Genomic DNA, 24,681 nt, shown 5'->3' on the forward strand with positions numbered 1-24,681 from the left:
GCACCTCTTGGGTTGAACGCCGGGCAGGCGGTCACATCCGCGTGCCCGGTTCTGACATAAAGGTGAAATGCCCCGGCCCATGGGTGGGTTCCCCAAAGGCCGGGATTAAACAGACCATTACAGCAAACTGCCTATTCCGCGGCTTCGGCATAGGCCTCCAATGGCGGGCAGGTGCAGACCAGATTGCGGTCGCCATGGGCATTGTCGACGCGGCCCACGGGGGGCCAGTACTTGTCCACCCGGAACGCCCCCGGAGGGAAGCAGCCCTGTTCGCGGCTATAGGGGCGGTCCCAGTCCCGCACCAGATCCTCGACCGTATGCGGCGCATGGCGCATCGGGCTGTCGGCGGCACTGATGCGGCCCTCGGCCACCTCGGTGATCTCGGCCCGGATCGCCAGCAGGGCGGTGATAAAGCGGTCGATCTCGGCCTTGGTCTCGGATTCCGTGGGTTCGACCATCAGCGTGCCGCTGACCGGCCAGCTCATCGTGGGGGCGTGAAAGCCGTTGTCGATCAGGCGCTTGGCGATGTCATCGACGGTCACGCCATGTTCGGCAAAGGGCCGCGTGTCGATGATGCATTCATGCGCGACCCGGCCCCGGTTGCCCATGAACAGGATCGGATAGGCCCCGGCCAGCCGCGCCGCGATGTAATTCGCGTTCAGGATCGCCACCCGCGTCGCCTGCGTCAGCCCCTCACCGCCCATCATCAGGCAATAGGCCCAGCTGATCAGCAGGATCGAGGCGCTACCATAGGGCGCCGCACTGACCGCCCCGCTGTCGGCATCGCGCGGATCGCCGGGCAGGAAGGGCGCCAGATGCGCCTTGACCCCGATCGGCCCCATGCCGGGCCCGCCGCCGCCATGCGGGATGGCAAAGGTCTTGTGCAGGTTCATGTGGCTGACATCGCCGCCGATCTCTCCGGGTTTCACCAGACCGACCAGCGCGTTCATGTTCGCCCCGTCGATATAGACCTGACCGCCATGCTGATGGGTGATGTCGCAGACCTGCCGCACGGTATCTTCGAACACCCCATGCGTGCTGGGATAGGTGATCATCACCGCTGCCAGCCGATCACCCGCCTTGGCCGCCTTGTCGGCGAAATCCTCCAGATCGATATCGCCATTGGGCGCGGATTTCACCACCAAGACCTGCATTCCGCACATCTGCGCGCTGGCCGGGTTGGTGCCATGCGCCGACACGGGGATCAGACAGATATCGCGGGTCTCGCCGCGACTGCGGTGATAGGCGGCGATGGTCAGCAGCCCCGCATATTCCCCCTGCGCGCCGCTGTTCGGCTGCATGGAAAACGCCTCGTATCCGGTGATCACGCACAGCTTGTCGGTCAGATCGGCAATCGCCTCGTGATAGCCCGCCGCCTGATCATGGGGAGCAAAGGGATGCAGCGCCCCGAATTCGGGCCAGGTGATCGGCATCATCTCGGCCGCGGCATTCAGCTTCATCGTGCAGCTGCCAAGCGGGATCATCGCCCGGTCCAGCGCCAGATCCCGGTCCGAAAGCCGCCGCATGTACCGCATCATCTCGGATTCCGCGCGGTTCATGTGAAAGACCGGATGGGTCAGGTAATCACTCTCGCGCAGCAGAGCCTCGGGGATGGCCGGCGCCATGGCCTGCCCGGCCATATCGGTGATCCCGAACGCATCCAGCAGCCGGGTGATCACCCCGGCATCGGTCGTCTCGTCCACGCTGATGCCGACGCGATCGCGGCCGACCTTGCGCAGATTGATGCCGCGATGCCGGGCGGCGGCCATGATGCCCTGCTGTCCCACGCCCACCTTGACGGTGATCGTGTCAAAGAACGCCTGCGGCGCCACCTCGGCCCCCGCCGCGCGCAGCGCATCCGCGATCGTCACCGCATGCAGATGCACCCGCTGCGCGATGGCGCGCAGACCCACGGGGCCGTGAAAGACCGCATAGAACCCCGCCATGACCGCCAGCAGCGCCTGCGCGGTGCAGACATTGCTGGTCGCCTTCTCGCGCCGGATATGCTGCTCGCGCGTCTGCAAGGCCAGCCGCAGCGCCGGGTTGCCGGAACTGTCGATGCTGACGCCCACGATGCGCCCCGGCATCGCCCGCTTCAGCCCGTCGCGACAGGACATGAACCCCGCATGAGGACCACCATACCCCATCGGCACCCCGAACCGCTGCGCGCTGCCCACGGCGATGTCCGCCCCCATCGCGCCGGGCTCCTTCAGCAGGCACAGGGCCAGCAGGTCGGTCGCCACCACCGCCAGCGCTCCGGCGGCATGCAGCGCCTCGATCTCGGGCGTCAGGTCGCGGATATGGCCAAAGGTGCCGGGATATTGAAAGATCGCGCCAAAGACCTGGGTCGCCACCAGATCGTCGATGGATCCGGTGATCACGCGGATGCCCAAAGGCGCCGCCCGCGTCTCGATCACGGAAATCGTCTGCGGATGCAGATCATGGGCCACGAAGAACGCATCCGCCTTGGACTTCGACTGCCGCCGCGCCATCGCCATCGCCTCGGCCGCCGCCGTCGCCTCGTCCAGCAGGGACGCATTCGCCACCGGCAGCCCGGTCAGATCCGCCACCATGGTCTGGAAATTCAGCAGCGCCTCCAGCCGCCCCTGCGCGATCTCGGGCTGATAGGGGGTATAGGCCGTGTACCAGGCCGGATTCTCCAGAATGTTGCGTTGGATGGCGGGCGGGGTGACGGTCCCGTAGTAACCCTGCCCGATCAGGCTGGTCATCACCCGGTTCTTGGCCGCGACCTCTTTCATCCGCGCCAGCAGCCCGGCTTCGGACAAGGCGGGCCAGTCCAGCCGGTCCGCCTGCCGGATCGCGGCAGGCACGGTCTGTTCGATCAGCTGATCAAGGCTGTCGGCGCCCACCGCCGCCAGCATCTGGTCCATCTCGGACGGAGACGGCCCGATATGGCGCCGGTTGGCAAAATCATCGGGGTTGTAATCGGTCGGGGTCCAGCGGCTCATCCGTCACTCCATCCAGGCAGCACCCCTCTCGGGCCTGCTTTGGTCCAGAAATATCCTCGGGGGGTCCGGGGGGCGAAGCGCCCCCGGCCTGTCGCCGGGCAGGGCCCGGCAACGCATCAGTCCACCAGCGCCCGATAGGCCGCCTCATCCATGAACCCGTCCATCGCGCCCGCATCGGCAGGCTTCAGGCGGAAAAACCACGCGGTCATCGGATCGCCGTTCACATCGCCGGGGTTGTCGGCCAGCGCCGCGTTCACCGCCGTGATCACCCCCGCCACCGGTGCGGTGATGTCGCTGGCCGCCTTGACGCTTTCGATCACGACGATCTCTTCGCCAGCCGTGACCTCGCGCCCCTCGTCGGGCAACTCGATGAACACGACATCGCCCAGCTGTTCGCTGGCATGCTTGGTGACGCCCACGACGATCTCGTCGCCCTCGGCGCGCAGCCATTCGTGATCTTCGGTGTATTTCAGCATGAAGACGCTCCTCAGCGTTTGTAGGATGGGGAAACGAAGGGCAGGGCGCACAGGGTCACCGGGATGCGCTTGCCGCGCAGCTCGGCCCAGACCTGATCGCCCTCGGCCAGATCGACCGGCAGCCGCGCCATGGCGACCGGCCCGCCGATCGTCGGCCCGAACCCGCCCGAGGTGACATGACCGATGGCCTCGCCGCCCTCGGCTGCGGCAAAGATCGCCACACCCTCGCGGATCGGGGCGCGGCCCTCGGGGCGCAGGCCCCGGCGCAAGGTTGCAGGGGTGCCCAGCTCGGGAAGAATCACATCGGCGCCGGGAAACCCGCCTGCCCGCGCGCCGCCTGCGCGGCGAACCTTGGGGATTGACCAGCCCAGGGCCGCCTGCGCGGGGGTCACCGACCCGTCCATGTCATGGCCATAAAGCGGCATCCCGGCCTCCAGCCGCAGGCTGTCGCGCGCGCCAAGGCCGATGGGCGCCACCTCAGGGTGGCCCAGCAGCGCACGGGCAAAGGCGTCCAGCCGTGCCTCGGGGACCGAGATCTCGAACCCGTCCTCGCCTGTATAGCCCGACCGGGACACCCACAGATCGGCGCCATCCCAGTCCAGAATGCGGCTGTCCATGAAGCGCATGTCATCCACGCCGGGCACCAGCCGCGCCAGCACCGTGGCGGCCAGGGGCCCCTGCAGGGCCAGCAATCCGCGATCGGTCACCGGGGTCACCCGGACCCCGGCCAGCCCCTGCAGATGCGCGATATCCTGCGTCACGCAGGCCGCATTCACGACCAGCAGGAAATGATCGCCCCGGTTGGCAAACATCAGATCGTCCAGAATTCCGCCCTGTTCGTTGGTCAACAGCCCATAGCGCTGTCGCCCCGGCGCCAGACCCATCGCATCGGTGGGGATCAGCGTTTCCAGCGCGGCGGCGGCGGTCGCGACCTGCCCGTCATCGGCGGTGACCAGCACCTGCCCCATATGGCTGACATCGAACAGGCCGGCCTGGGACCGCGTGTGCAGATGTTCGGCCATGACGCCCATCGGGAATTGCACGGGCATCTGCCAGCCTGCAAAGGGCACCATCCGGGCGCCCAGTTCGACGTGAAGATCGTAAAGTCCGGTTCGGCGGGTCTCGTCGGCCATGGGGCCTCCTGCGGTTCAGCCGGACAGCCGGCATCGGTTGGACGGGGAATGCCCCGCACGTCGATGCCCCCTCTGTCCTTGCCCGCCGCCGTCATCCGGTCTGTGGGCGCCTGAGATCGTTATCCCTTCGGCGGGCCTTGCGGCCACTCTCCAGAGTTCTTGGGGAAAACGGTCCTTTTGCCTGAGAGCTTGCCGGGGCGGCTTCTCCTTCGGCCCCGGCGCGATGGCCGATGTCTCCCGAATTCCTGCCCTTGGTGCTAGCCGCAGGCTTGCCCCAAGGCAAGACCTTTGTCGCAGCACGGCAGGACGGGAAAGGCCCCTGCACGGACCTTCGGCAGCCCGGCCCGTTGACAGGCGTGGGGCCGCGCTTCATCGTCGGACACGACCTCGTGAAAGGCCCGACATGCCGCCCAAGTTCTTCCAGATCGGCTTCAACAAATGCGGCACGACCTTTATCGCCCAACTGTTCGACATGAACGGCATCCCCGCCGCCCATTGGCTGGAAGGCGCGCTGGCCGAGGATATTGCCTATGCCAAGCTGACCGGGGGCAAGCCGCTGGCGCGCTGGTCCGACCAGATCACCGCCTTTACCGACATGGAATCGGTCCGTTTTCTGAACATGCCGGTGATCGAGGCGTTCAAGGAATACGCCCTGCTGGACCAGCATTATCCCGGCGCTGTCTTTCTGCTGAACACGCGGCAGGTCGAGGATTGGGTCGTCAGCCGCTATCTGCATCGCGGCGGCGCCTATGCGCGCAGCTATGCGATGTCTCTGGGCGTCGCATTGGGCGATCTGGCCGACATCTGGGCCGAGGACTGGGCTGACCATCTGGACGGCGTGCGTGCCCACTTTGGGACGCGCCCCGAATTCATCGAGATCGACATCGACGAGGCCACGCCCGAGGATTACCGCCGCGCCCTTGCGCCCTGGTATGATCTGGCCCAGGTGCCCGCCATGCCCGGCAAGGCGGTCAGGCTGGCCCGGCAAAGCAACCTGCCCCGCGTGGCGCGCATGCTGGAGGTTCCGCTGCCCGGCGCCGGGATCGGCGCGGCGCGGCGCGCCCGGCTGGCCGACCGGCTGGCCCGCCACGCCGCCCCCGCCCGGATCAGCGCCCAAGCGCGCACCGATCAGCCCCCGACGACGGATGCGCTGTGCCTCGATCTGGCCCGGGGCGAATTGCTTGGCGCGGATGGCACGGCCATGCCGGTCACGCGGGGGACGGACGGAAAGTTCTATCTGGACGCGCAACGCCCCGGCCTGCTGCGCGTGGCCGCCGTGGCCAATGACATCGCCGAGGTGACCGACAAGGGCATCTATTGGCTGGACATGCGCCCGGCCTGCCTGTCCGGCAGCGGGCCCGAACATCCGACCGGCGGGCCGCTGATCGCCGGGCTGCGCCGCAAGGGCGCACAGGATCTGTTCCTCTGGCCCGCCCCATGGCTGCACCGGATCGGAAACGAGGGCTTTCCCGGCGCGCCCCGTGGTCCCGATCCGGTCTGGGCTTTGCGTGCGGATGTGGCGCTCTGGCGGGGCGGTCTGTCCGGCCATGCCCCGAACAGCCCCCTGACAGCCGAGGCCGCGATCACCGCCCTTCTGTCCAGGCCACCCGAATCCGCTGCTTTTCGACGCGCCGCCGAGGCGCTGCCGCAGACCCCCCGTTGGCGATTTCTGGCCGCCCATTCCGGCGCGACCCAATCCGGCACGGCCGCGCCGGTGACGGATCTGGCCCTGACCCCCGATCCGCGCCTGACCAAGTCCCTTGCCCGGGCCAGCCTGACAGCCCCCGCGCCGCTTTCCCCGCCGCCCGCCATCGCGCCGCGCTATGCGATCTGCCTTGGCGGCTCCGAAGGCGATGCCGATTTCCTGACATTGGCCCACAGCCATGCCGTGGTGCTGAAGGAAGAGGACGGGTGGGAAAGCTTCATCACCCCGATCTTTCGCCCCTGGTCGCATTACATCCCGCTGGCCCCCGGCGCCACCGACCTGACTGATCGTCTGACCTGGGCCCGCGCCAATCCGGATGCCTGCCAGCAGATGTCCGAACGCGCGCGCCGGCTGTGCGAGGGGCTGGCCGATCCCGCCGGGCGACGCCTGCATCTGGCGCAAGTGCTGTCGGATTATCGGGACGCGACCGGACAGGCGTGATGCGCCGCAAGGGGGGGGCTGCCCGCCCCCGTCGTGGCAGGCCACGACTCCCCCGGGGATATTTCCGCCAAGATGAAATGACGCCGGCAGGGCCTTTCATCTTGGCGGAAATATCCTGCGGGGGGAGGCGCGCTTGCGCGGCGGGGGGCGCAAGGCCCCCCCTTGCGGCGGCAGGGTTGTCAGGGGCGCGGAAAGACAAAGACGCGGTCGCGCCGCAGCATCAGCCACATGGGCGTGCCGGGGGGCGGCAGAAAGACGCCCGGCACGGTGGCGTTCAGGGTGATGGCGCCCGCATCCGTGGCGAATTCGACCAGCGAATCGCGGCCCAGATAGCGGGCGCGGATGACGCGGGCGCGCGCGGCGCTGCCGTTTTCGGCGGTGGGGGCCGGGCCTTGGCCCGCGCGGTCGAAGTCGATCCTCAGATGCTGGGGACGGATGACGATATCGACCTCGGCGCCCTCGGGGATGCCGGGTGTCAGGAACTGCCCGAAGGGCGTGTCCGTCAGGGCGCCCTGAACGCGCCCGGTCAGCACATTGATGTCGCTGAAAAACCCTGCCGCCTGACGGTCCACCGGTGCGTTGTAAAGGTTGTAGGGCGCGCCCTGCTGGACGATCCGGCCCGCGCGCATCAGCAGGATCTGATCGGCCATGCGCATCGCCTCGAGCGGTTCGTGCGTGACCAGAAGGACGGCGGTGCCCTCGTCCTTCAGCAGGGCCAGCGTCTCGTCGCGGATGCCGTCGCGCAGGCGCTCGTCGAGGCCCGAGAAGGGTTCGTCCATCAAGAGGACGCGGGGCCGGGGCGCCAGCGCGCGGGCCAGGGCCACGCGTTGCTGTTCGCCCCCCGACAGCTCGTGCGGATAGCTGTCGATATGGCGCGACATGTGCACCCGTTCGAGCAGCGCGCCGACGCGGTCCCGGTTGGCCTTGAAGCCGCCGGGCAGGCCGAAGGCCACATTGTCGCGCACCGACAGATGCGGGAACAGCGCGAAATCCTGAAACATCAGGCCGATGGCCCGCCGTTCGGGCGGGATGCGAAAGCTGGTATCGCAGATCAGCTGGCCATCGACGAAGATGCGCCCATGATCCTGCATGTCCACCCCGGCGATGATCCGCAACGTGGTCGACTTACCGCAGCCCGAGGGGCCCAGCAGGCAGGCGACCTCGCCCGCCGCGATGTCGAAGCTGACATCATCGACCACCGGCACGCCGTCGAAGCTGCGCGTCAGCCGGTCCACCTGCAATCTGGAGGCTGCGGTCGGGGATGTCGTCACGATGCGGGCCAAGCCTTTCGGTCGGGTTTTGCTTGGACCTAGCAGCGCGCGGGGCCACCCGCAACCGGGCGGGTCGCGGGCAGCACGCGGCGGCGGGTCGCGGCCGTCAGATCGTGACGTTCAGCGCGCCGCCGTCCAGAAGCACGTTCTGGCCCACGATGAATCGCGCCTGCTGGCTGCACAGAAACGCGCAGGTCGCGCCGAAATCGGCCGCCGTGCCATAGCTGCCGGTGGGGATCGTGGCCTGACGTTGGGCGCGGGCCTCGTCCACGGTGATGCCCTTGGTCTTGGCCACGCCGCCGTCCAGGCTGTCGGCGCGGTCGGTGGCGTGGATGCCCGGCAGCAGGTTGTTCACGCAGACGCCCTTGCCCGCCACCTGACGCGACATGCCCGCCACAAAGCCGGTCAGCCCGGTGCGCGCGGTGTTGGACAGCCCCAGAATGGCAATGGGCGCGCGGACCGAGCCCGAGGTGATGTTGACGACCCGGCCCCAGCCCCGGTCCATCATGCCCGGCACCAGCGCCTGCATCAGCGCCACCGCCGACAGCATGTTGGCATCGATGGCGCGGATAAAGTCGTCGCGGCTCCAGTCCTGCCAGTTGCCCGGCGGCGGGCCGCCCGCATTGGTCACGAGAATATCGGCATGGCCCACGGCGTCGAGCACGCGGGCGCGACCCTCGGCGGTGGTGATGTCGGCGGCGACGGGGATGACCTCGACCCCGTAGGTTTCGGCGATCTCATGGGCGGTGCGGGTGATCTCGGCCTCGGTGCGGCTGTTGATGACCAGATTGACGCCTGCGGCGGCCAGCGCCTCGGCGCAGCCCCGGCCCAACCCCTTGGAGGCGGCGCAGACCAGTCCCCGTTTGCCCTTGATGCCCAGATCCATCCTAACCTCCTGCTGTGTTCAGGCGCGCAGAAGACGCGGGGATGGCGGGATTGTCAAATGGAGGGAGCGGGGGCCAGCCGTTGGAGCGGGGGGCCGGCCCCCGCGACCCCCCGGGATATTTCTAGACCAAAGCAGGATCAGGCGATCGCTGCGCGGATGGCCTGCATGTTGGTGCCGTAGACGTCAGGGCTGGCGACCGAGCCGCCCTTGAAGACCGCCGAGCCTGCGACCAGCACATCGGCCCCGGCTTTGGCGACAAGCGGCGCGGTGGTGGGATCGACGCCGCCATCGACCTGGATATGGATCGGGCGGTCGCCGATCAGGGCGCGGATGCGGGCGATCTTGTCCAGCTGGCTGTGGAAGAATTTCTGCCCGCCAAATCCGGGGTTCACGGTCATAACCAGCACCATGTCGCAGAGGTCCAGCAGGTAATCCACCGCCTCGGCCGGGGTGCCGGGGTTCAGGGCGATGCCGGCCTTCTTGCCGGTCGCGCGGATCGCCTGCAGGGTGCGGTGGGGATGGGGGCCTGCCTCGACATGGGCGGTGATCATGTCGGCACCGGCCTCGGCATAGGCGTCGATATAGGCGTCCACCGGGGCGATCATCAGATGCACGTCCATGAAGGTTTTCACATGCGGGCGGAACGCCTTGACGGCCGGGGGGCCAAAGGTCAGGTTCGGAACGAAATGCCCGTCCATCACATCGACATGGACCCAATCGGCCCCCTGATCCTCGATGGCGCGGATCTCGGCGCCGAAATTCGCGAAATCGGCGGAAAGGATCGACGGGGCGATCCTGATCTTGCGGTCGAAATCCATGGTCTTCTCCCAGTTCATGCGGGGCTTATTCGGCAGCGGCCTGCCTGCTGGCGCGGTCCACGTCAAGCCCGCCGTCAAAGACCCGGCTGGCGCGGATGTCGGCGGACGTCAGGGTCGAGAGTTCGGCGGCGTCCAGCGGGCCTTTCGCCTCGGCGAACAGGCGGTTGGCCTGACGCAGGCGGGCGCGGTCCAGCGCATTGCGGATCGAGCGGGCATTGGCGAAATGCGGCTGGCCGCGCCGGGCGGCGACATAATCGGTCAGCGCGTCGCTGGCCCCCTGATCCAGCGTGTAGTTCTGGCGCGCCAACATGCCGGTGGCGATGTGGATCAGTTCGGGGTCGCTGTAATCGGGAAATTCGATGTGATGGGCGATGCGCGACCGGAAACCGGGATTCGAGCCGAAGAAGCGGTCCATCCGGTCGGCATAGCCCGCCAGGATCACCACGAGATCGTCGCGGTTGTTTTCCATGACCTGCAGCAGGATCTCGATCGCCTCCTGTCCGTAATCGCGTTCGTTTTCGGCACGATAAAGATAATAGGCCTCGTCGATGAACAAGACGCCGCCCATGGCCTTTTTCAGCACCTCTTTGGTCTTGGGGGCGGTGTGGCCGATATATTGGCCGACCAGATCGTCGCGGGTGACGGTGACCAGATGGCCTTTGCGGACATAGCCCAAGCGGTGCAGCAGCGCCGCCATCTTCAGCGCGACGGTGGTCTTGCCGGTGCCGGGATTGCCGGTAAAGCTCATGTGCAGGGTGGGGGTTTCAGTGGCCAGACCCATCCTGCGGCGGGCGCGGTCGACCAGCAGCAGGGCGGCGGTTTCGCGGATGCGGGCCTTGACCGGGGCCAGACCGACCAGTTCGCGGTCCAGATCACCCAGCACCTCGGCCACGCCGCTATCGGCGAAATCCTGCGCCAGATCGACATGGGTCGGAACGTCCGGGCTGGGCAGATCGGCGGATGCATCGGTCATCGGAAACCTCATGGGTGCGGCAGAAGGGCGGGGTGTGTCAGGCATGGACCCCGTGCGGCGCAGGAGGGGACGCCGCACGGGCAGAACCCGAGGCTTTCGTGTCAGGCCGAGCAGGCCTCAGGTATAGCGGGCGCCTTCGGGTTCGCGCATCGCATAGCTTTCGATGCTGTAGCGGACCGACCGGCCCTCGCCCTCTTGCCGGACCAGACGGAAGCCGGGCTCGATGGCGGGGCGGTTCACGATCATCGCCATGCGGATCGATTCCCATCCCGGCGATGCGTCGAAGGCGATGACCCGGATATAGACGCCGCCATGGGCCTTGCGGCATTCGTTGACCTCGAACACGACCGCCGCCGCATCGGGGTTGTCGAACATCGGATGGCCCCACATCTCCCAGTAGGTGTTCCGGGGATGGGGGTCGTCGGTATATTCGACCGACACGGCCCAGCCCCGGTCGATGGCGTATTGGGCCTGCACGCGGATGTCGTCATCGGTCAGATCGGGCAGAAAGCTGAACTGTCCTTGCGTCATTTTCATCGGATCTGTCCTTCAGTTCGAGACTTGGGGGGTGGGCGCGAAATCGGGCGCATCGGTCGAGGCATAGTTGAAGCTGACGTCCTTCCACACATCCAGCGCCTGCTTCAGCGGCGTGCAGGTGCGGGCGGCGGCGCGCAGGATATCCTCGCCCTCGTTCCAGATGTCGCGGCCCGAGTTGCGCGCAAAGACCATCGCCTCCAATGCCACACGGTTGGCCTGTGCGCCCGCGGCGATCCCGTGGGGGTGGCCGATGGTGCCGCCGCCGAATTGCAGCACCACATCTTCGCCCAGATAATGCAGCAGTTGGTGCATCTGGCCCGCATGGATGCCTCCGCTCGCGACCGGCATCATCTTGTTCAGGCTGGCCCATTCCTGATCGAAGAAGATCCCGTTCTCCAGCGCCATGGGATTCCGCTCTTCGCGGAAGATGTCATAGTATCCCTTGGTCGTGGCCGGATCGCCCTCCAGCTTGCCGACGACCGTGCCCGCATGCAGGTGATCGACCCCGGCCAGACGCATCCATTTCGCGATGACGCGGAAGCTGACGCCGTGGTTGCGCTGACGGGTATAGGTCGAATGCCCGGCCCGGTGCAGGTGCAGGATCATGTCATTGTCGCGGGCCCATTTGGCCATCGACTGGATCGCGGTATAGCCGATCACCAGATCGATCATCACGATGATCGAGCCAAGCGATTTGGCGAACTCGGCGCGGGCGTACATTTCCTCCATCGTGCCTGCGGTGATGTTCAGATAGGTGCCCTTGACCTCTCCGGTGGCAGCCGAGGCGCGGTTCACGGCCTCCATGCAGTACAGGAACCGGTCGCGCCAATGCATGAAGGGCTGGCTGTTGATATTCTCGTCATCCTTGGTGAAATCGAGGCCCCCCTTCAGCGCCTCATAGACCACGCGGCCATAGTTGCGCCCCGACAGGCCCAGCTTGGGCTTGACCGTCGCGCCCAGCAGCGGGCGGCCATAGCAGTTCAGGCGCTCGCGTTCGACGACGATGCCGGTGGCGGGGCCCTGAAACGTCTTCACATAGGCCACGGGCAGGCGCATGTCCTCCAGCCGCAGGGCCTTCAGCGGCTTGAAGCCAAAGACGTTGCCGATGATCGACGCGGTCAGGTTGGCGATGCTGCCGCCCTCGAACAGGTCAAGGTCATAGGCGATATAGGCGAAATATTCGCCGGGGCTGTTCGGAACGGGATCCACGCGATAGGCCTTGGCGCGGTATTTCTCGCAATTCGTCAGCCGGTCGGTCCAGACCACCGTCCAGGTCGCGGTCGAGCTTTCGCCCGCCACCGCCGCTGCCGCCTCGACCGCGTCCACGCCATCCTGAGGGGTGATGCGGAACAGGGCGATGATGTCGGTGTCCTTGGGGACATAATCAGGTTCCCAATAGCCCATCTGCGCATATTTCAGCACGCCCGCGGCATAACGCTTTTTGGTGTCCATCTTGGCTGGCATCTCGTTCATGGTCGGTCCTCCTTCGAAAGGGTCAGGCGCGCTTGGCGTCATGCGTCATGCGCAGGATCATCGGGGTCAGGATCAGCTGCATCGCCAGATCCATCTTGGGTCCGGGGATGACGATGGAATTGGCGCGGCTCATCCACGATCCATCGATCATCTGGGTCAGATAGGGAAAGTCGATGCCCTTGGGATTGCGGAACCGGATCACCACAAGGCTTTCGTCGGGCGTGGGAATCCAGCGCGCGATGAACGGGTTCGAGGTGTCGACCACCGGCACCCGCTGGAAATTGATGTCGGTCTGGGTGAATTGCGGGCAGATGCAGTGCACATAGGCGTGCATCCGGCGCAGGATCGTGTCGGTGACCGCCTCGGTCGTATAACCGCGCTGCGCCTTGTCGCGGTGGATCTTCTGGGTCCATTCCAGATTGACCACCGGCACCACGCCGATCTTCAGATCGGCCAGCGCGGCCAGATCGACCGTATCGTTCACGACCGCGCCGTGCAGACCTTCGTAGAACAGCAGATCGCTGCCATCCTCGAAAGGCGCCCAATCGGTGAAGGTGCCGGGCGCATTGCCCCATCGCGCGGCCTCTGCCTCGTCATGGACATAGTGGCGGGTTTCGCCCCGGCCGGTCTCTCCATAGATGCGAAAGATCTCGGCCAGCTTTTCCAGTTCGTTGGCGTCATAGCTGAAATGGCTGAAGGTGGCGTCGCCCGCCGCCAGACGGCTGGTCAGTTCGGATTTCATCGCGGCCCGGTCATAGCGGTGAAAGGCGTCGCCCTCGATGCTGACGGCCTTGATGCCCTCGCGCCGGAAGATCTGGTCAAAAGTCGATTTGACCGTCGTGGTGCCCGCGCCGGAACTGCCCGTGACCGAAATAATGGGGTGCTTCTTGCTCATGATATCCTCAGGCGCGGAACAGGCCGCGATGGCCGAACAGGGCCGAAACCTCGGCCTCGGGCAGGTCGTGATAGCTGGCCACCCGGTCCACCTTGTCGGCACTGCCGAAAATCAGCGGAGAGCGGGCGTCCAGCGCGGTGATGGGCGCATCCAGAACCGGCAGCGCGCCATCGGTGGCCCGCCCCCCCGCCTGTTCGATCAGAAAGGCGACGGGCGCCGCCTGATGCAGCATCCGCAGCCGCCCGCGCTCCGCACCGGGCCGCCCGTTGGCGGGGTCCAGAAAGATGCCGCCGCGGGTCAGGATGCGATGCGCCTCGGCGGCCAGCGCGCCGATCCAGCGCATGTTGAAATCATGGGCGCGCGGCCCCTCGGTTCCCGCCAGGCAGTCGTCGATATAGGCCCGGACCGGGCGCGACCAATGCCGGTAATCCGAGGCGTCGATGGCAAATTCCGGCGAGGCTGCGGGCAGCGTTACCCCATCCCGCACCAGCATGAAGCGCTGGCTTTCGGGGTCCAGACCGTAAATTTGCGTGCCCTTGCCAAAGCTGAGCACGAGGCAGCAGCGCGGACCATAAAGCACATAGCCCGCCGCCAGCATCTGACGGGCCGGGCGCAGGAAGCTGGCCTCGGGGGTGTCTTCGGCGGGAAAGATCGCAAAGATCGTCCCGACCGGGGCGTTCGTTTCCAGACCTGCCGCGCCGTCCAGCGGATCAAGCGCCAGCGCCAGCGTGCCCTCTGCCTGCATCGCCCGGATCTGCGGCTGGCGGCTGCTGGTCATCCAGCGCAGATCCGCATCTTGCAGGGCGGTGGCGAACAACCCGTCCGCCGCCTGATCGGGGGGCGGGGGGCCTGCATCCACGCCGCCGCGCCGGATCCGGTCGGCCAGCGCCACCGCGCCATTGGCCAGACCGGTCAGCACCGGACGGAAGCGGTCGGCGATCAGCCGGGTCTCCAGATGCGCTGTGGTCATGAACATTCTCTCCCGGATGTCGGTCTGTGTGGCGACCGGCATGAGGACAGATTGACAGCGGGGTTGGTTTAAGGAAATTTAATAAGACGGAATAAGAATTCAGGAAACGTGAAGATGCGGACGGATGCGATCACCCTGCGCCAGCTGCGCGCCCTGCGCGCCGTCGCCGACAGCGGCAGCCTGACCCTGGCGGCCGCCCAGATGGGCCTGACCCCGCCCGCCATTCACAGCCAACTGAAATCGCTGGACGATCTGGCTGGGACGGCGCTGTTGCAGCGGGCCGAACATGGCGTCTTTCGCCCCACTGCCGAAGGTCGCGCCCTGCTGCTGGCCGAGGCGCAGACCGCCACCGCGCTGGCCCGCGCAGGGCGCGAGGTCGCGGCCCTGCGTCAGGGGCACAGCGGCACTGTGGTCCTGGGGGTGGTGTCGACCGGCAAGTATTTCGCGCCCTTTCTGGTCGCGACCCTGCTGCGCGCCCTGCCCCGGATCGAGGTGACGCTGCGCATCGGCAATCGCGACGCCATTCTGGCCGCGCTGGCGGGGGACGAGCTGGATCTGGCGATCATGGGCCGCCCGCCCCGCGAACCCGCCGTGATCGCCGATCCCATCGGGCCGCATCCCCATATCATCATCGCGGCCCCCGACCATCCGCTGGCCGCGCAGGATCCGGTGATGCCGGGCGATCTGCTGGCCCAGACCTTTCTGTCGCGCGAAGACGGTTCGGGCACCCGCATCCTGATGACCCGGTTTCTGGACCGCATCGGCGAAGGCGCCCCGTGGCGCGCGGTCGAGATGGGCACGAACGAGACGATCAAGCAGGCCGTCATCGCGGGTCTGGGCATCGCCCTGATCTCTCAGCATACCTGCACCGAGGAATTGCGCGCCCGGCGTCTGACCGCGCTGTCGGCCATCGGCCTGCCCATCCAGCGCAGCTGGTATCTGCTGCACCGCGCCGACCGGGCCCCCAGCCCCGCGACCGAACGCATCCGCGCCGCCATCGCCGGTCTGGGCGGCAGCTTCCTGCCCCGGATCGAACCCGATCCCAATCCGCGCTGATGCCGGATCGTCACCGGTTTCAGGCCGGATCGCGCAGCGCCGTCACCTCATCCGCGGCGACAGAGCTGCCGCCCTCGAAGACCAGCCGCCCGCCCCCGGCATCGAACTGAGCCTCGACGATGCGGGCATAGGTGCTGACCGCCGTGTCGGCGATCAGCTCGTCTCCGACGCGGCTTTCCAGGGTAAAGCGGTACAGCCCATCGGGCAGCTTGGTGCCCTGCGCCGTTTGGCCCAGCCAGTCGATCTGCCCAGCGCCGGGGCCGATCTCTTCCCGGGCGACCACTGCGCCCAGTTCGTTGCGGGCGACCAGTTGCACGCTGTCCGCCCGGTCATCCGGCGCGACATCCAGCGTGATCGGATCTGTGCCGAACCAGACCGGCGCGGTGGTCCGGGCCTCTTTCCCGATCCATCCGGCGATGCTGGACTGACCGGCCATCTGCTGCAGGAACGTGTTGCTGAGCGCCGCCTGTTCCACCCCGGCAAAGGTCGCCAGCTGGATGGCGAAATCGGTGCCCTCCATCGGGTTCAGCGGATCCTGATTCTTCAGCTGCGCGGTCAGCATGGTCAGGAAGGTCTGGAAATCCCCGCCGGTGCCCGCTGCGGAAAATCCGGTGGCGGTCGCGGGGGCGGGCGTTGCAGGTGTGGCGGGGGGCGTCAGGGCGTCGATCATGGGAATCTCCTATATCCGGATATCAAGGCGCCGGTCGCTGAGCGACGCGGGGGTCAGCCGGACCAGCGTGGCATCCGGCGGGGCAGGGCTGTCATCGTCATCGGCCATCCCCTGCGGCGCGTCGTCGGGCCAGCCCGCCCGGTCGTCGCGGCGAAAGCTCATGCTGTCGGTGCTGACTCCGGCATCGGCCAGGTGCTGGGTCAGCAGATCGGCATTGCGACGGACAAGGTCCAGCGTCTCGGGGCGTTCGGCAAAGATGGTGATATGGCTGCGGTCCGGGCCGGTCATGATCAGCCGGACACGGCCCAGCTCCTCGGGTGACAGTGCGATTTCGGTGCGGTCGCCGCGGATCGTCACAAGCGCCTCGGTCACTTGCCGGATCACCGGGCGCGGATCGGGTGCCTGTCCGGTGTCAGGGGCTGGCGGGGATGCGCCCGCCACCAGCGCGCCGGCCCTTGGGGCATCCGGCAGATTCATCGGCTCGGCGCTGCCCCCCGGCTCGACCGTGCCCGCCATCATGCCAGGCGGCGGTCCTGCGGCGTCGCGCAGGACGGGCGCAAACCCTGCCGCCGCCCGCTCGGCCTCGGGCAAAGGTGCCGGATGTGATCGCGATCCGATCACCGCGAGCGCGTCGTTGACATCGCCATCGCCACTGCCCTCGGCCCCGGCGGGGACTGTCGCGGTCACCTTGGACCCCTGCGTCACAAGGACGGGGTGAGGTAAGACTGTCCGACCGCCCTCAGCCCCCACGCGCTGCGGCGTCGCATCGTGAAGCAGAGGGATCTGGCCCAGGCCGCCACCCTGTGCCGGGTCTGTCGGACGGGAGGCGGGCGGACGGAAGGCGGGTCGGTCCGGCGTCTGAACCCGCGTCATCGCGGTCGTCGCGCCGATGGCCGACGCGGACAGGTTTGTCCCCGCGCCTGTCACTGCAGGTGCCGCCTGTGACGTCCCGGGGGCGGGCTGCGCCGCCGGTGCAGGCGAGGCGGCGGCCTGAACACGGCCCGGACCCGGCAAAGCTGCAGGCGTCTGCATCTGCGTCTGCGCGGGCAGGCGCAGCTCCGTCGTCACGATGTTTGGTCCCTGCGTCGGTTCGGCAACAATCGGCAGGGGCGGTGTTCCCTGGACCAGGACAGGAATGTCAGCCTCGGGCGGGGCGGGCGACGGATTCGGGGGCTGAAAGAGCAGTTCCACCATCGTCGCCGGGTCGTTCTCCGGCGCCGTCGGGGGGATGTCGATCTGCGGCAGGCCCGCATCCATCGCCGCAAAGGAGGGATCCGCAGCTTCGCCGATCCCGGCGGTCAGGCCCAGCACGGTTTCCAGCCAACGGGTCAGCGCGTCGCCGGGCATCGCTGCGGAATCCGCGATCGGCGCGGGCTGGGGCTGCACATAGGACAGTGCAGGCAGCGCAAAGTCTGACGCGCCGTCCTGAGGCAGGCTCGCGTCCTGCGCGGCCTCTGACGGTCGAGAGGGCCAGTTCGGAATCATCTGGATGTCAGCCATGGTCAGCCTCGCGGTTTTTTCCTCGATAGCGCAGATTCCTTACTAATTATTTACGGCTCCGCGATATTTCAGAAGGATCGAAATCGAACAGCGGGGACAGATATGCAGATCGGATCCATCCTGCCGGCCGGACGGCAGAACGACACGACAACCGGCCTTGCGGACCAGCTGGAGCAGGCATTTTTGGAAGAGATGCTGAAATATTACGGCCCTCCACCTGCCGAGGGGGCGTTTTCCGGCGGCGCGGGCGAAGACCAGTTTGCCAGCTTTCTGACGCGCGAACATGCAGCCCTGCTGGCGGGCCAGCTGGATCTGGGCTTTGCCCGGATGTTGGGCGAGGGGGCATGACCCGCGCCGTCACCCGCCAGATGGAACTGGTCCGGGCCGCGCTGATCGCGGGGGATGCCCGTCAGGCGCTGACCGCCATCGACGCCCTGTCGCGCACCGCAGCCAGAACCGGCATCGACGACGCTGCCCGCACCCGGCTGGAACCCGAACTGGCCGAATTGCGCGTTCTGGCACTGGCCGCGCTGGCCGGGGCGCAGCAGGCTGCCGAACAGGTGCGATCGATCGTGCAGGCGGCCCGCAGTCTGCAGACGTATGATTCGCTCGGCCGCCGCAATGTGACGCCGACGCAGGCGCAGATGCCGCAACGGTTTTAATAAAATGCTGCGGAAGGTTCGTTTGAGCGGCTGGCGAAAGTTCACTAGATGTCAAGGACCGGCAGATAGAACGGTACGACGCCCAGAACGGCGCAGGGCAACCGCCCGAACGGTCAGAAGGCCTCAGAAGCAATCCCCGGTGCAAAGCACCATACGGAGAACGATATGACCAGCATTCTGACCAATACCAGCGCCATGGTGGCCCTCCAGACCCTGAAATCCGTCAACTCACAACTGGGCAAAGCGCAGGCGGATATCGCGACGGGCAAAAGCGTCGCCAACGCCAAGGACAACGCAGCCGTCTGGGCCATCTCCAAAGTCATGGAAACCGACCGCTCGGCGTTCAAGACGATCCAGTCGAACCTGAACGTGGCCGATGCCGTGGTGTCCACCGCCCGCGAGGGTGCCGAAAAGATCGTCGCAAGTCTGACTGCGATCAAGGATCTGGCAGCGGGTGCCTATAACACCGCAACCGCTAGCGAAAAGGCCAAGATCACCACCGATATCGAACTGAAGTTCAAAGAGATCGCATCTGTGATCAATGGCACGCAGATGAACGGCGTGAACCTGCTGAAATCGGGCGAAGCCGATCTTAAGGTGCTGGCCTCGCTTGACCGCGGCACTGGGGTGACGACCACGATCAACGCGATCACCGTCGAAACCACGGGCCTAGATACGCTCATCGGCGCGCTCGATCTGGATTCAACCGGCGCCACCTTCGGCGAAACGACCATCTTCGACGCGGCGACCAGCCTGGAGCCAAGCGATGATGGCACCGACAATATCGGTCTGTTCCTGTCCGATATCGAAACGGCCATCAGCACCGTGCTGGAAGCCACTGCCGAGCTGGGCTCCTATGGCAAGCAGCTGGCCGGTCAGTCCGAATTCGTGGGCAAGCTGGCCGATTCGCTGAAGCTGGGCATCGGCGCGCTGGTCGATGCCGACATGGAAGAGGCCTCGGCCCGGCTGCAGGCGCTGCAGACCCAGCAGCAGCTGGGCATCCAGTCGCTGTCGATCGCGAACCAGGCACCCTCGGCCATCATGGCCCTGTTCCGCTGATACCGCTGATGAAAAGGGCGGGCGCCTTCGGGCTCCCGCCACCCCAGCCATGACACCAGAACGGGAAGCACAATCTTGAACGCGGTCACGCCACTGAACGACAATGGCTATTGCTCCAGCGGGCTGCGCACGCCCCGGGATGCAGAATACGACATCTTTTCCCGTGTGACGCGCATGCTGCGCCAGTCTCCGGGCAAGGCCGACAATCAGGAGACGATCCAGGCAGTTTTCAAGAATTCCCAGCTGTGGACGTTGCTCGCCACCGATCTGGCCGAACCGGCCAATGGCCTGCCGGACGCGACAAAGGCGGGCCTGATTTCTCTGGCCGGTTTTGCGATCCGCCATGGGCAGGCGGTCATGGCCGGACAGGCCACCACCGAGGCGCTGATCGACATCAATATGACCATCATGCGCGGGCTGAGGGGCGAGGTCAGGGCATGAGCGGTCTTGTCCTCAAGCTGGCGCCGCGCGAACGGGTGCTGATCAATGGCGCCGTGATCGAAAACGGCGACCGGCGGGCGCGCATCTCGATCACGACGCCCAATGTTCACGTGCTGCGCCTGCGTGACGCCATCCATCCCGACAACGCCCGGACCCCGGTGTCACGGGCGCTCTATATCGCCCAGCTGATCCTGTCGGGCGATGCGGACCCGGCCCTGGGTCAGCGGCAGCTGGTTCTGGCCATCGAACAACTCAGCCAGGTATTCGAGGATCGCGACAGCCGCCTGCTTCTGGCCGAGGCCACTGCTGCCGCGATCGCGCCCAACCCCTATCAGGCGATGCGCAAGCTGCGCGACCTTCTGCCCCGCGAAGCCCGCCTGTTCGCCAGCACCCGAGAGTGAGGTCGCAATGAGCATTTCCATCGGCGTGACCGGATTAGCCGGCTGGAAAATCGTCCAGCGGATCGAGCCGCAACAGATCGAGGCCGTCGCCCGCGATCCCATCGTGTTGCGCGCGACCACCTATTTTCAGGAGAATATCGGCAGGGCGGGGCAGGCCGAGGATCTGGTCAAAGACTATCGCCTGATGTCAACGGCGCTGTCCGCTTTCGGACTGGAGGGCGACATCGCCAACAAGGCTTTTATCCAAAAAATCCTCGAGTCGGATGTTGCAGATGAAAGCTCGCTGGTGAATCGGCTGGCTGACAAACGTTATCTGCGGCTGGCCGAGGCCTTTGGCTATGGCGCCCCCAAGCCCCCGGCGGACGCCTCTGCGGTTGTTGACGCCGATGCGGCGGCGGATGCGGAATTGGCGCGGACGGTCAGCAACGCCTTTGTGCAGCGCGAATTCGAACGCCGGATCGGCATGTCGGATGAAAATCTGCGCCTGGCGCTGAACGCCCGGCGTGAGGTGCAACGCTTGGGCGGACGCGACTCATCCGATCGTACGCTATGGTTCGAGATCATCGGAAACACCCCGCTGCGGAAGGTCTTTCAGGGCGCCTTCGGGTTTCCCGAAAGCTATGGCCAGCTGCCCGTGGACCGGCAGCTGGAGGAGTACACCCGCGCATCCGAACGCGTGCTGGGCAGCGCCAGATTCAAGGAGATCGCGACGACCGAGGGGATCGACAAGCTGGTCCAGGCCTTCATGGTCCGGTCGCAGCTGACGGCGATGCCCACCACCAACCGCTACACGGCGGCGCTGGCCCTGCTGACCGGGAATTGAATCGTGTCGGATGGCCTGCAGCACGCCTTGTGTCGCCCCCACCCGCAATTTTCCCTTTGCGCGCCGCCGCACCTTGCGCCCGAGGCGTGGCGGACTATAACCCCGGACGATTTGCCGCGATCGATGCACGACCAGCCCGGGGGCCAAAACCATGCCGAAAAGAACCGATATCAAGTCTATCCTGATCATCGGGGCGGGGCCCATCGTCATCGGGCAGGCCTGCGAATTCGATTACTCGGGTGCTCAGGCCTGCAAGGCTCTGCGCGAGGAGGGATACCGGGTTATTCTGGTGAACTCGAACCCCGCGACGATCATGACCGATCCGGAAATGGCCGACGCGACCTATATCGAGCCGATCACCCCCGAAATCGTCGAAAAGATCATTGCCAAGGAACGCCCCGACGCGCTGCTGCCGACGATGGGCGGTCAGACCGGGTTGAACACTGCGCTGGCGCTGGCCGACAGCGGTGCGCTGAACCGCTATGGGGTCGAGCTGATCGGCGCGCAGCGCAGCGCCATCGAGATGGCCGAAGACCGCAAGCTGTTCCGCGAGGCGATGGACCGCATCGGTCTGGAAAATCCCAAGGCCACGATCATCGCCGCCCCCAAACTGGCGAACGGCAAATACGACATCAACACCGGCGTCGCGCAAGCCATGGAAGCGCTTGAGGACATCGGCCTGCCCGCGATCATCCGCCCGGCCTTCACGCTTGGCGGGACCGGCGGCGGGGTGGCCTATAACCGCGACGATTACGAACGGATCGTGCGCTCGGGCCTTGACGCCTCGCCCATGGCGCAGGTGCTGATCGACGAAAGCCTGCTGGGCTGGAAGGAATTCGAGATGGAGGTCGTGCGGGATCGCAACGACAATGCCATCATCGTCTGTGCCATCGAAAACGTCGATCCGATGGGCGTGCATACCGGCGACAGCATCACGGTCGCCCCCGCGCTGACCCTGACCGACCGCGAATATCAGATCATGCGCACCGCCAGCATTGCGGTTCTGCGCGAGATCGGCGTGGAAACCGGCGGCTCGAACGTCCAATGGGCCGTGAATCCCGAAGATGGCCGCATGGTCGTGATCGAGATGAACCCGCGCGTCAGCCGGTCCTCGGCGCTGGCCTCGAAGGCCACGGGTTTTCCGATCGCCAAGATCGCTGCGAAACTGGCGGTGGGCTATACGCTGGACGAGCTGGACAATGACATCACCAAGGTCACGCCCGCCAGCTTTGAACCCAGCATCGACTATGTCGTCACCAAGATCCCGCGCTTCGCCTTCGAGAAATTCCCCGGCTCCAAGCCCGAGCTGACGACGGCGATGAAATCGGTGGGCGAGGTCATGGCCATTGGCCGCAGCTTTCACGAATCGCTGCAAAAGGCGCTCGCCTCGATGGAAACCGGCCTGTCCGGTCTGGATGAGATCGCCATCGAGGGCGCCAGCGAACAGGGCAAGCCCGCCGTCATCGCCGCTCTGTCGAAAGCCACTCCCGACCGCATCCGCGTCATCGCCGAGGCGATGCGGTTCGGCCTGTCGGATGACGAGATCCACCGCGTGACCAAGTTTGATCCGTGGTTTCTGGCCCGCATCCGCGAGATCATCGATGCCGAGCATGTCATCCGTGAAAACGGCATTCCCACTGATGCCGAAGGCCTGCGCCGCGTCAAGATGATGGGCTTTACCGATGCCCGTCTGGCCAGCCTGACCAAGCGCGACGAAACCGATATCCGCCGCGCCCGCCGCGCCCTGGATATCCGCCCGGTCTTCAAGCGCATCGACACCTGCGCCGCCGAATTCGAGGCGCAGACGCCCTATATGTATTCCACCTATGAAACCCCGGCGATGGGCGATGTGGAATGCGAATCGCGCCCGACCGGGGCCAAGAAGGTCGTCATCCTGGGCGGTGGCCCGAACCGGATCGGGCAGGGGATCGAGTTCGACTATTGCTGCTGCCATGCCTGCTATGCGCTGACCAAGGCGGGCTACGAGACGATCATGATCAACTGCAACCCGGAAACGGTCAGCACCGATTACGACACCTCGGACCGGCTGTATTTCGAACCTCTGACCTTCGAACATGTGCTGGAAATCCTGCATACCGAACAGCAGAACGGCACCCTGCACGGCGTCATCGTCCAGTTCGGCGGCCAGACCCCGCTGAAACTGGCCAATGCGCTGCAGGACGAAGGCATCCCGATTCTGGGCACCACCCCCGATGCCATCGACCTGGCCGAGGACCGCGAGCGGTTCCAGCATCTGCTGCAGGATCTGGGCCTGAAACAGCCGATCAACGGCATCGCCAGCAGCGACGAACAGGCCATCGCGATTGCTGAACGCATCGGTTTCCCGCTGGTGATCCGCCCGTCCTATGTGCTGGGCGGCCGCGCGATGGAGATCGTGCGCGATATGGACCACCTGCGCCGCTATATCACCGAGGCCGTGACCGTCAGCGGCAAAAGCCCGGTCCTGCTGGACAGGTATCTGTCGGGCGCGATCGAGGTTGACGTGGATGCGCTGTGCGATGGCCATAACGTCCATGTCGCGGGCATCATGGAACATATCGAGGAGGCGGGCGTCCATTCGGGCGACAGCGCCTGCTCGCTGCCGCCCCACACGCTGGACGCCGCCACCATTGCGGAACTGAAGGTTCAGACCACCGCGATGGCCCGCGCGCTGAAGGTCAAGGGCCTGATGAACGTGCAGTTCGCGCTGAAGGACAACGAGATCTATGTGCTGGAGGTCAATCCCCGCGCCAGCCGCACCGTTCCCTTTGTCGCCAAGGCCACCGACAGCGCCATCGCCAGCATCGCCGCCCGCCTGATGGCCGGAGAGCCGATGTCGAATTTTCCTGCCCGCGCGCCCTATCCCGAAGGCGTGGGTCCGGAAACCGATCTGCCCTTTGCCGATCCGATGACGCTGGCCGATCCGATCACGCCCTGGTTTTCGGTCAAGGAAGCGGTGCTGCCCTTTGCCCGTTTCCCCGGCGTCGATACGCTGCTGGGGCCGGAAATGCGCTCGACCGGCGAGGTGATGGGCTGGGACCGGAACTTTGCGCGGGCCTTTCTCAAGGCGCAGATGGGCGCGGGCACCAACCTGCCCGATACGGGCCGCGTGTTCCTGTCGGTCAAGGACAGCGACAAGACCGACGCGCTGGCACAGGCCGCCCGCGATCTGGTGGGGATGGGCTTTACTCTGGTGGCCACCTCGGGGACGGCGGATTTTCTGGATGCGCATGGGGTCGCCTCGACCCGCGTGAACAAGGTCTATGAGGGGCGTCCGAACATCGTCGACCGGCTGAAGAATGACGACATCGCGATGGTCCTGAACACGACCGAGGGCGTTCAGGCCATCGCCGACAGCCGCGAGATCCGCGCCGTCGCGCTGTATGACAAGATCCCCTATTTCACCACGGCTGCGGGCAGCATCGCGGCCGTGGCGGCGATCAAGTCGCGCGAAGAGGGCGAGGTCGGTGTCCGGTCGCTGCAGGCGTAAGGCCACGGCGTTTGGGGGCGATGACCCCCAAG

At 66.2% G+C, this 24,681-nt stretch carries 22 protein-coding genes and 1 riboswitch; of the genes, 9 read left to right on the forward strand and 13 right to left on the reverse strand.

Going from position 1 to position 24,681, the window contains the following annotated elements:
* Positions 1–131 precede the first annotated feature (131 nt).
* The 3 genes from gcvP to gcvT all read right to left on the reverse strand — a co-directional run bounded on the left by gcvP (position 132) and on the right by gcvT (position 4,578).
* Entirely contained in the window at positions 132–2,969 is a 2,838-nt protein-coding gene (gene gcvP / locus EG885_RS11810; protein ID WP_131574722.1) for an aminomethyl-transferring glycine dehydrogenase, read from the reverse strand.
* 116 nt (positions 2,970–3,085) lie between these two features.
* Positions 3,086–3,442: a glycine cleavage system protein GcvH gene (gene gcvH / locus EG885_RS11815; protein ID WP_207392264.1), complete on the reverse strand. Its 357-nt coding sequence runs from the start codon at positions 3,440–3,442 to the stop codon at positions 3,086–3,088.
* A gap of 14 nt (positions 3,443–3,456) precedes the next feature.
* Positions 3,457–4,578 carry a glycine cleavage system aminomethyltransferase GcvT gene (gene gcvT, locus EG885_RS11820; protein WP_131574726.1) on the reverse strand — a complete coding sequence of 374 codons (1,122 nt, stop codon included), beginning with the start codon at positions 4,576–4,578 and terminating at the stop codon, positions 3,457–3,459.
* Positions 4,579–4,737: 159 nt separating this feature from the next.
* Positions 4,738–4,828, reverse strand: a riboswitch (glycine riboswitch).
* Between the two features lie 153 nt (positions 4,829–4,981).
* On the opposite strand from gcvT, the gene EG885_RS11825 reads away from it, so the two are divergent.
* A complete protein-coding gene (locus tag EG885_RS11825) occupies positions 4,982–6,724 on the forward strand; it encodes a glycosyl transferase family 90 (protein WP_131574728.1) in 1,743 nt (580 codons plus the stop codon).
* 179 nt (positions 6,725–6,903) lie between these two features.
* Here EG885_RS11825 and EG885_RS11830 read toward each other — a convergent pair whose 3' ends face one another.
* The 8 genes from EG885_RS11830 to EG885_RS11865 form a co-directional block, all read right to left on the reverse strand.
* Complete coding sequence (locus tag EG885_RS11830) at positions 6,904–7,995, reverse strand: ABC transporter ATP-binding protein (RefSeq protein ID WP_242679627.1); 1,092 nt, start codon at positions 7,993–7,995, stop codon at positions 6,904–6,906.
* A gap of 106 nt (positions 7,996–8,101) precedes the next feature.
* Positions 8,102–8,881 carry an SDR family oxidoreductase gene (locus tag EG885_RS11835; RefSeq protein WP_131574732.1) on the reverse strand — a complete coding sequence of 260 codons (780 nt, stop codon included), beginning with the start codon at positions 8,879–8,881 and terminating at the stop codon, positions 8,102–8,104.
* Between the two features lie 137 nt (positions 8,882–9,018).
* Positions 9,019–9,699, reverse strand: coding sequence for a ribulose-phosphate 3-epimerase (gene rpe, locus EG885_RS11840; RefSeq protein ID WP_131574813.1), 681 nt, complete (start codon positions 9,697–9,699; stop codon positions 9,019–9,021).
* 25 nt (positions 9,700–9,724) lie between these two features.
* Positions 9,725–10,672 carry a CbbX protein gene (gene cbbX / locus EG885_RS11845; protein ID WP_131574735.1) on the reverse strand — a complete coding sequence of 316 codons (948 nt, stop codon included), beginning with the start codon at positions 10,670–10,672 and terminating at the stop codon, positions 9,725–9,727.
* Positions 10,673–10,789: 117 nt separating this feature from the next.
* On the reverse strand, positions 10,790–11,209 hold the full coding sequence (locus EG885_RS11850; protein WP_131574737.1) for a ribulose bisphosphate carboxylase small subunit: 420 nt from the start codon (positions 11,207–11,209) through the stop codon (positions 10,790–10,792).
* Positions 11,210–11,221: 12 nt separating this feature from the next.
* Positions 11,222–12,682, reverse strand: coding sequence for a form I ribulose bisphosphate carboxylase large subunit (locus EG885_RS11855; protein ID WP_207392263.1), 1,461 nt, complete (start codon positions 12,680–12,682; stop codon positions 11,222–11,224).
* Positions 12,683–12,704: 22 nt separating this feature from the next.
* The gene (locus EG885_RS11860) at positions 12,705–13,577 is read right to left on the reverse strand and encodes a phosphoribulokinase (RefSeq protein WP_131574739.1); all 873 of its coding nucleotides are present in this window, start codon (positions 13,575–13,577) and stop codon (positions 12,705–12,707) included.
* A 7-nt stretch (positions 13,578–13,584) separates the two neighbouring features.
* Positions 13,585–14,547, reverse strand: a complete 963-nt coding sequence (locus tag EG885_RS11865; protein WP_131574741.1) for a fructose-1,6-bisphosphatase — start codon at positions 14,545–14,547, stop codon at positions 13,585–13,587.
* Positions 14,548–14,661: 114 nt separating this feature from the next.
* On the opposite strand from EG885_RS11865, the gene cbbR reads away from it, so the two are divergent.
* Positions 14,662–15,603, forward strand: a complete 942-nt coding sequence (cbbR, locus tag EG885_RS11870; protein ID WP_131574744.1) for a LysR family regulator CbbR — start codon at positions 14,662–14,664, stop codon at positions 15,601–15,603.
* Positions 15,604–15,622: 19 nt separating this feature from the next.
* Here cbbR and EG885_RS11875 read toward each other — a convergent pair whose 3' ends face one another.
* Positions 15,623–16,273: a flagellar hook capping FlgD N-terminal domain-containing protein gene (locus tag EG885_RS11875; protein ID WP_131574746.1), complete on the reverse strand. Its 651-nt coding sequence runs from the start codon at positions 16,271–16,273 to the stop codon at positions 15,623–15,625.
* Between the two features lie 9 nt (positions 16,274–16,282).
* Entirely contained in the window at positions 16,283–17,773 is a 1,491-nt protein-coding gene (locus tag EG885_RS11880) for a flagellar hook-length control protein FliK (RefSeq protein WP_131574748.1), read from the reverse strand.
* A 102-nt stretch (positions 17,774–17,875) separates the two neighbouring features.
* Here EG885_RS11880 and EG885_RS11885 point away from each other — a divergent pair, with 102 nt between their 5' ends.
* The 7 genes from EG885_RS11885 (at position 17,876) to carB (ending at position 24,649) form a co-directional block, all read left to right on the forward strand.
* Positions 17,876–18,121, forward strand: coding sequence for a rod-binding protein (locus EG885_RS11885; protein ID WP_131574750.1), 246 nt, complete (start codon positions 17,876–17,878; stop codon positions 18,119–18,121).
* Positions 18,118–18,435 (forward strand): hypothetical protein, encoded by a 318-nt coding sequence (locus tag EG885_RS11890; RefSeq protein WP_131574752.1) that lies wholly within the window; start codon positions 18,118–18,120, stop codon positions 18,433–18,435. The genes EG885_RS11885 and EG885_RS11890 overlap by 4 nt, the downstream gene beginning before the upstream one ends.
* 165 nt (positions 18,436–18,600) lie before the next feature.
* On the forward strand, positions 18,601–19,494 hold the full coding sequence (locus EG885_RS11895; protein WP_131574754.1) for a flagellin N-terminal helical domain-containing protein: 894 nt from the start codon (positions 18,601–18,603) through the stop codon (positions 19,492–19,494).
* Positions 19,495–19,569: 75 nt separating this feature from the next.
* Positions 19,570–19,935 carry a flagellar biosynthesis regulator FlaF gene (flaF, locus tag EG885_RS11900; protein WP_242679628.1) on the forward strand — a complete coding sequence of 122 codons (366 nt, stop codon included), beginning with the start codon at positions 19,570–19,572 and terminating at the stop codon, positions 19,933–19,935.
* On the forward strand, positions 19,932–20,336 hold the full coding sequence (flbT, locus tag EG885_RS11905; protein ID WP_131574759.1) for a flagellar biosynthesis repressor FlbT: 405 nt from the start codon (positions 19,932–19,934) through the stop codon (positions 20,334–20,336). Before flaF ends, flbT begins: the two co-directional genes overlap by 4 nt.
* Before the next feature lie 7 nt (positions 20,337–20,343).
* Complete coding sequence (locus EG885_RS11910) at positions 20,344–21,159, forward strand: DUF1217 domain-containing protein (RefSeq protein ID WP_131574762.1); 816 nt, start codon at positions 20,344–20,346, stop codon at positions 21,157–21,159.
* A gap of 151 nt (positions 21,160–21,310) precedes the next feature.
* Positions 21,311–24,649, forward strand: a complete 3,339-nt coding sequence (gene carB / locus EG885_RS11915; protein ID WP_131574764.1) for a carbamoyl-phosphate synthase large subunit — start codon at positions 21,311–21,313, stop codon at positions 24,647–24,649.
* The last annotated feature ends 32 nt before the right edge of the window (positions 24,650–24,681 follow it).

The organism is Paracoccus nototheniae (assembly GCF_004335005.1).
In the GTDB taxonomy this organism is placed as follows: Bacteria; Pseudomonadota; Alphaproteobacteria; order Rhodobacterales; family Rhodobacteraceae; genus Paracoccus; species Paracoccus nototheniae.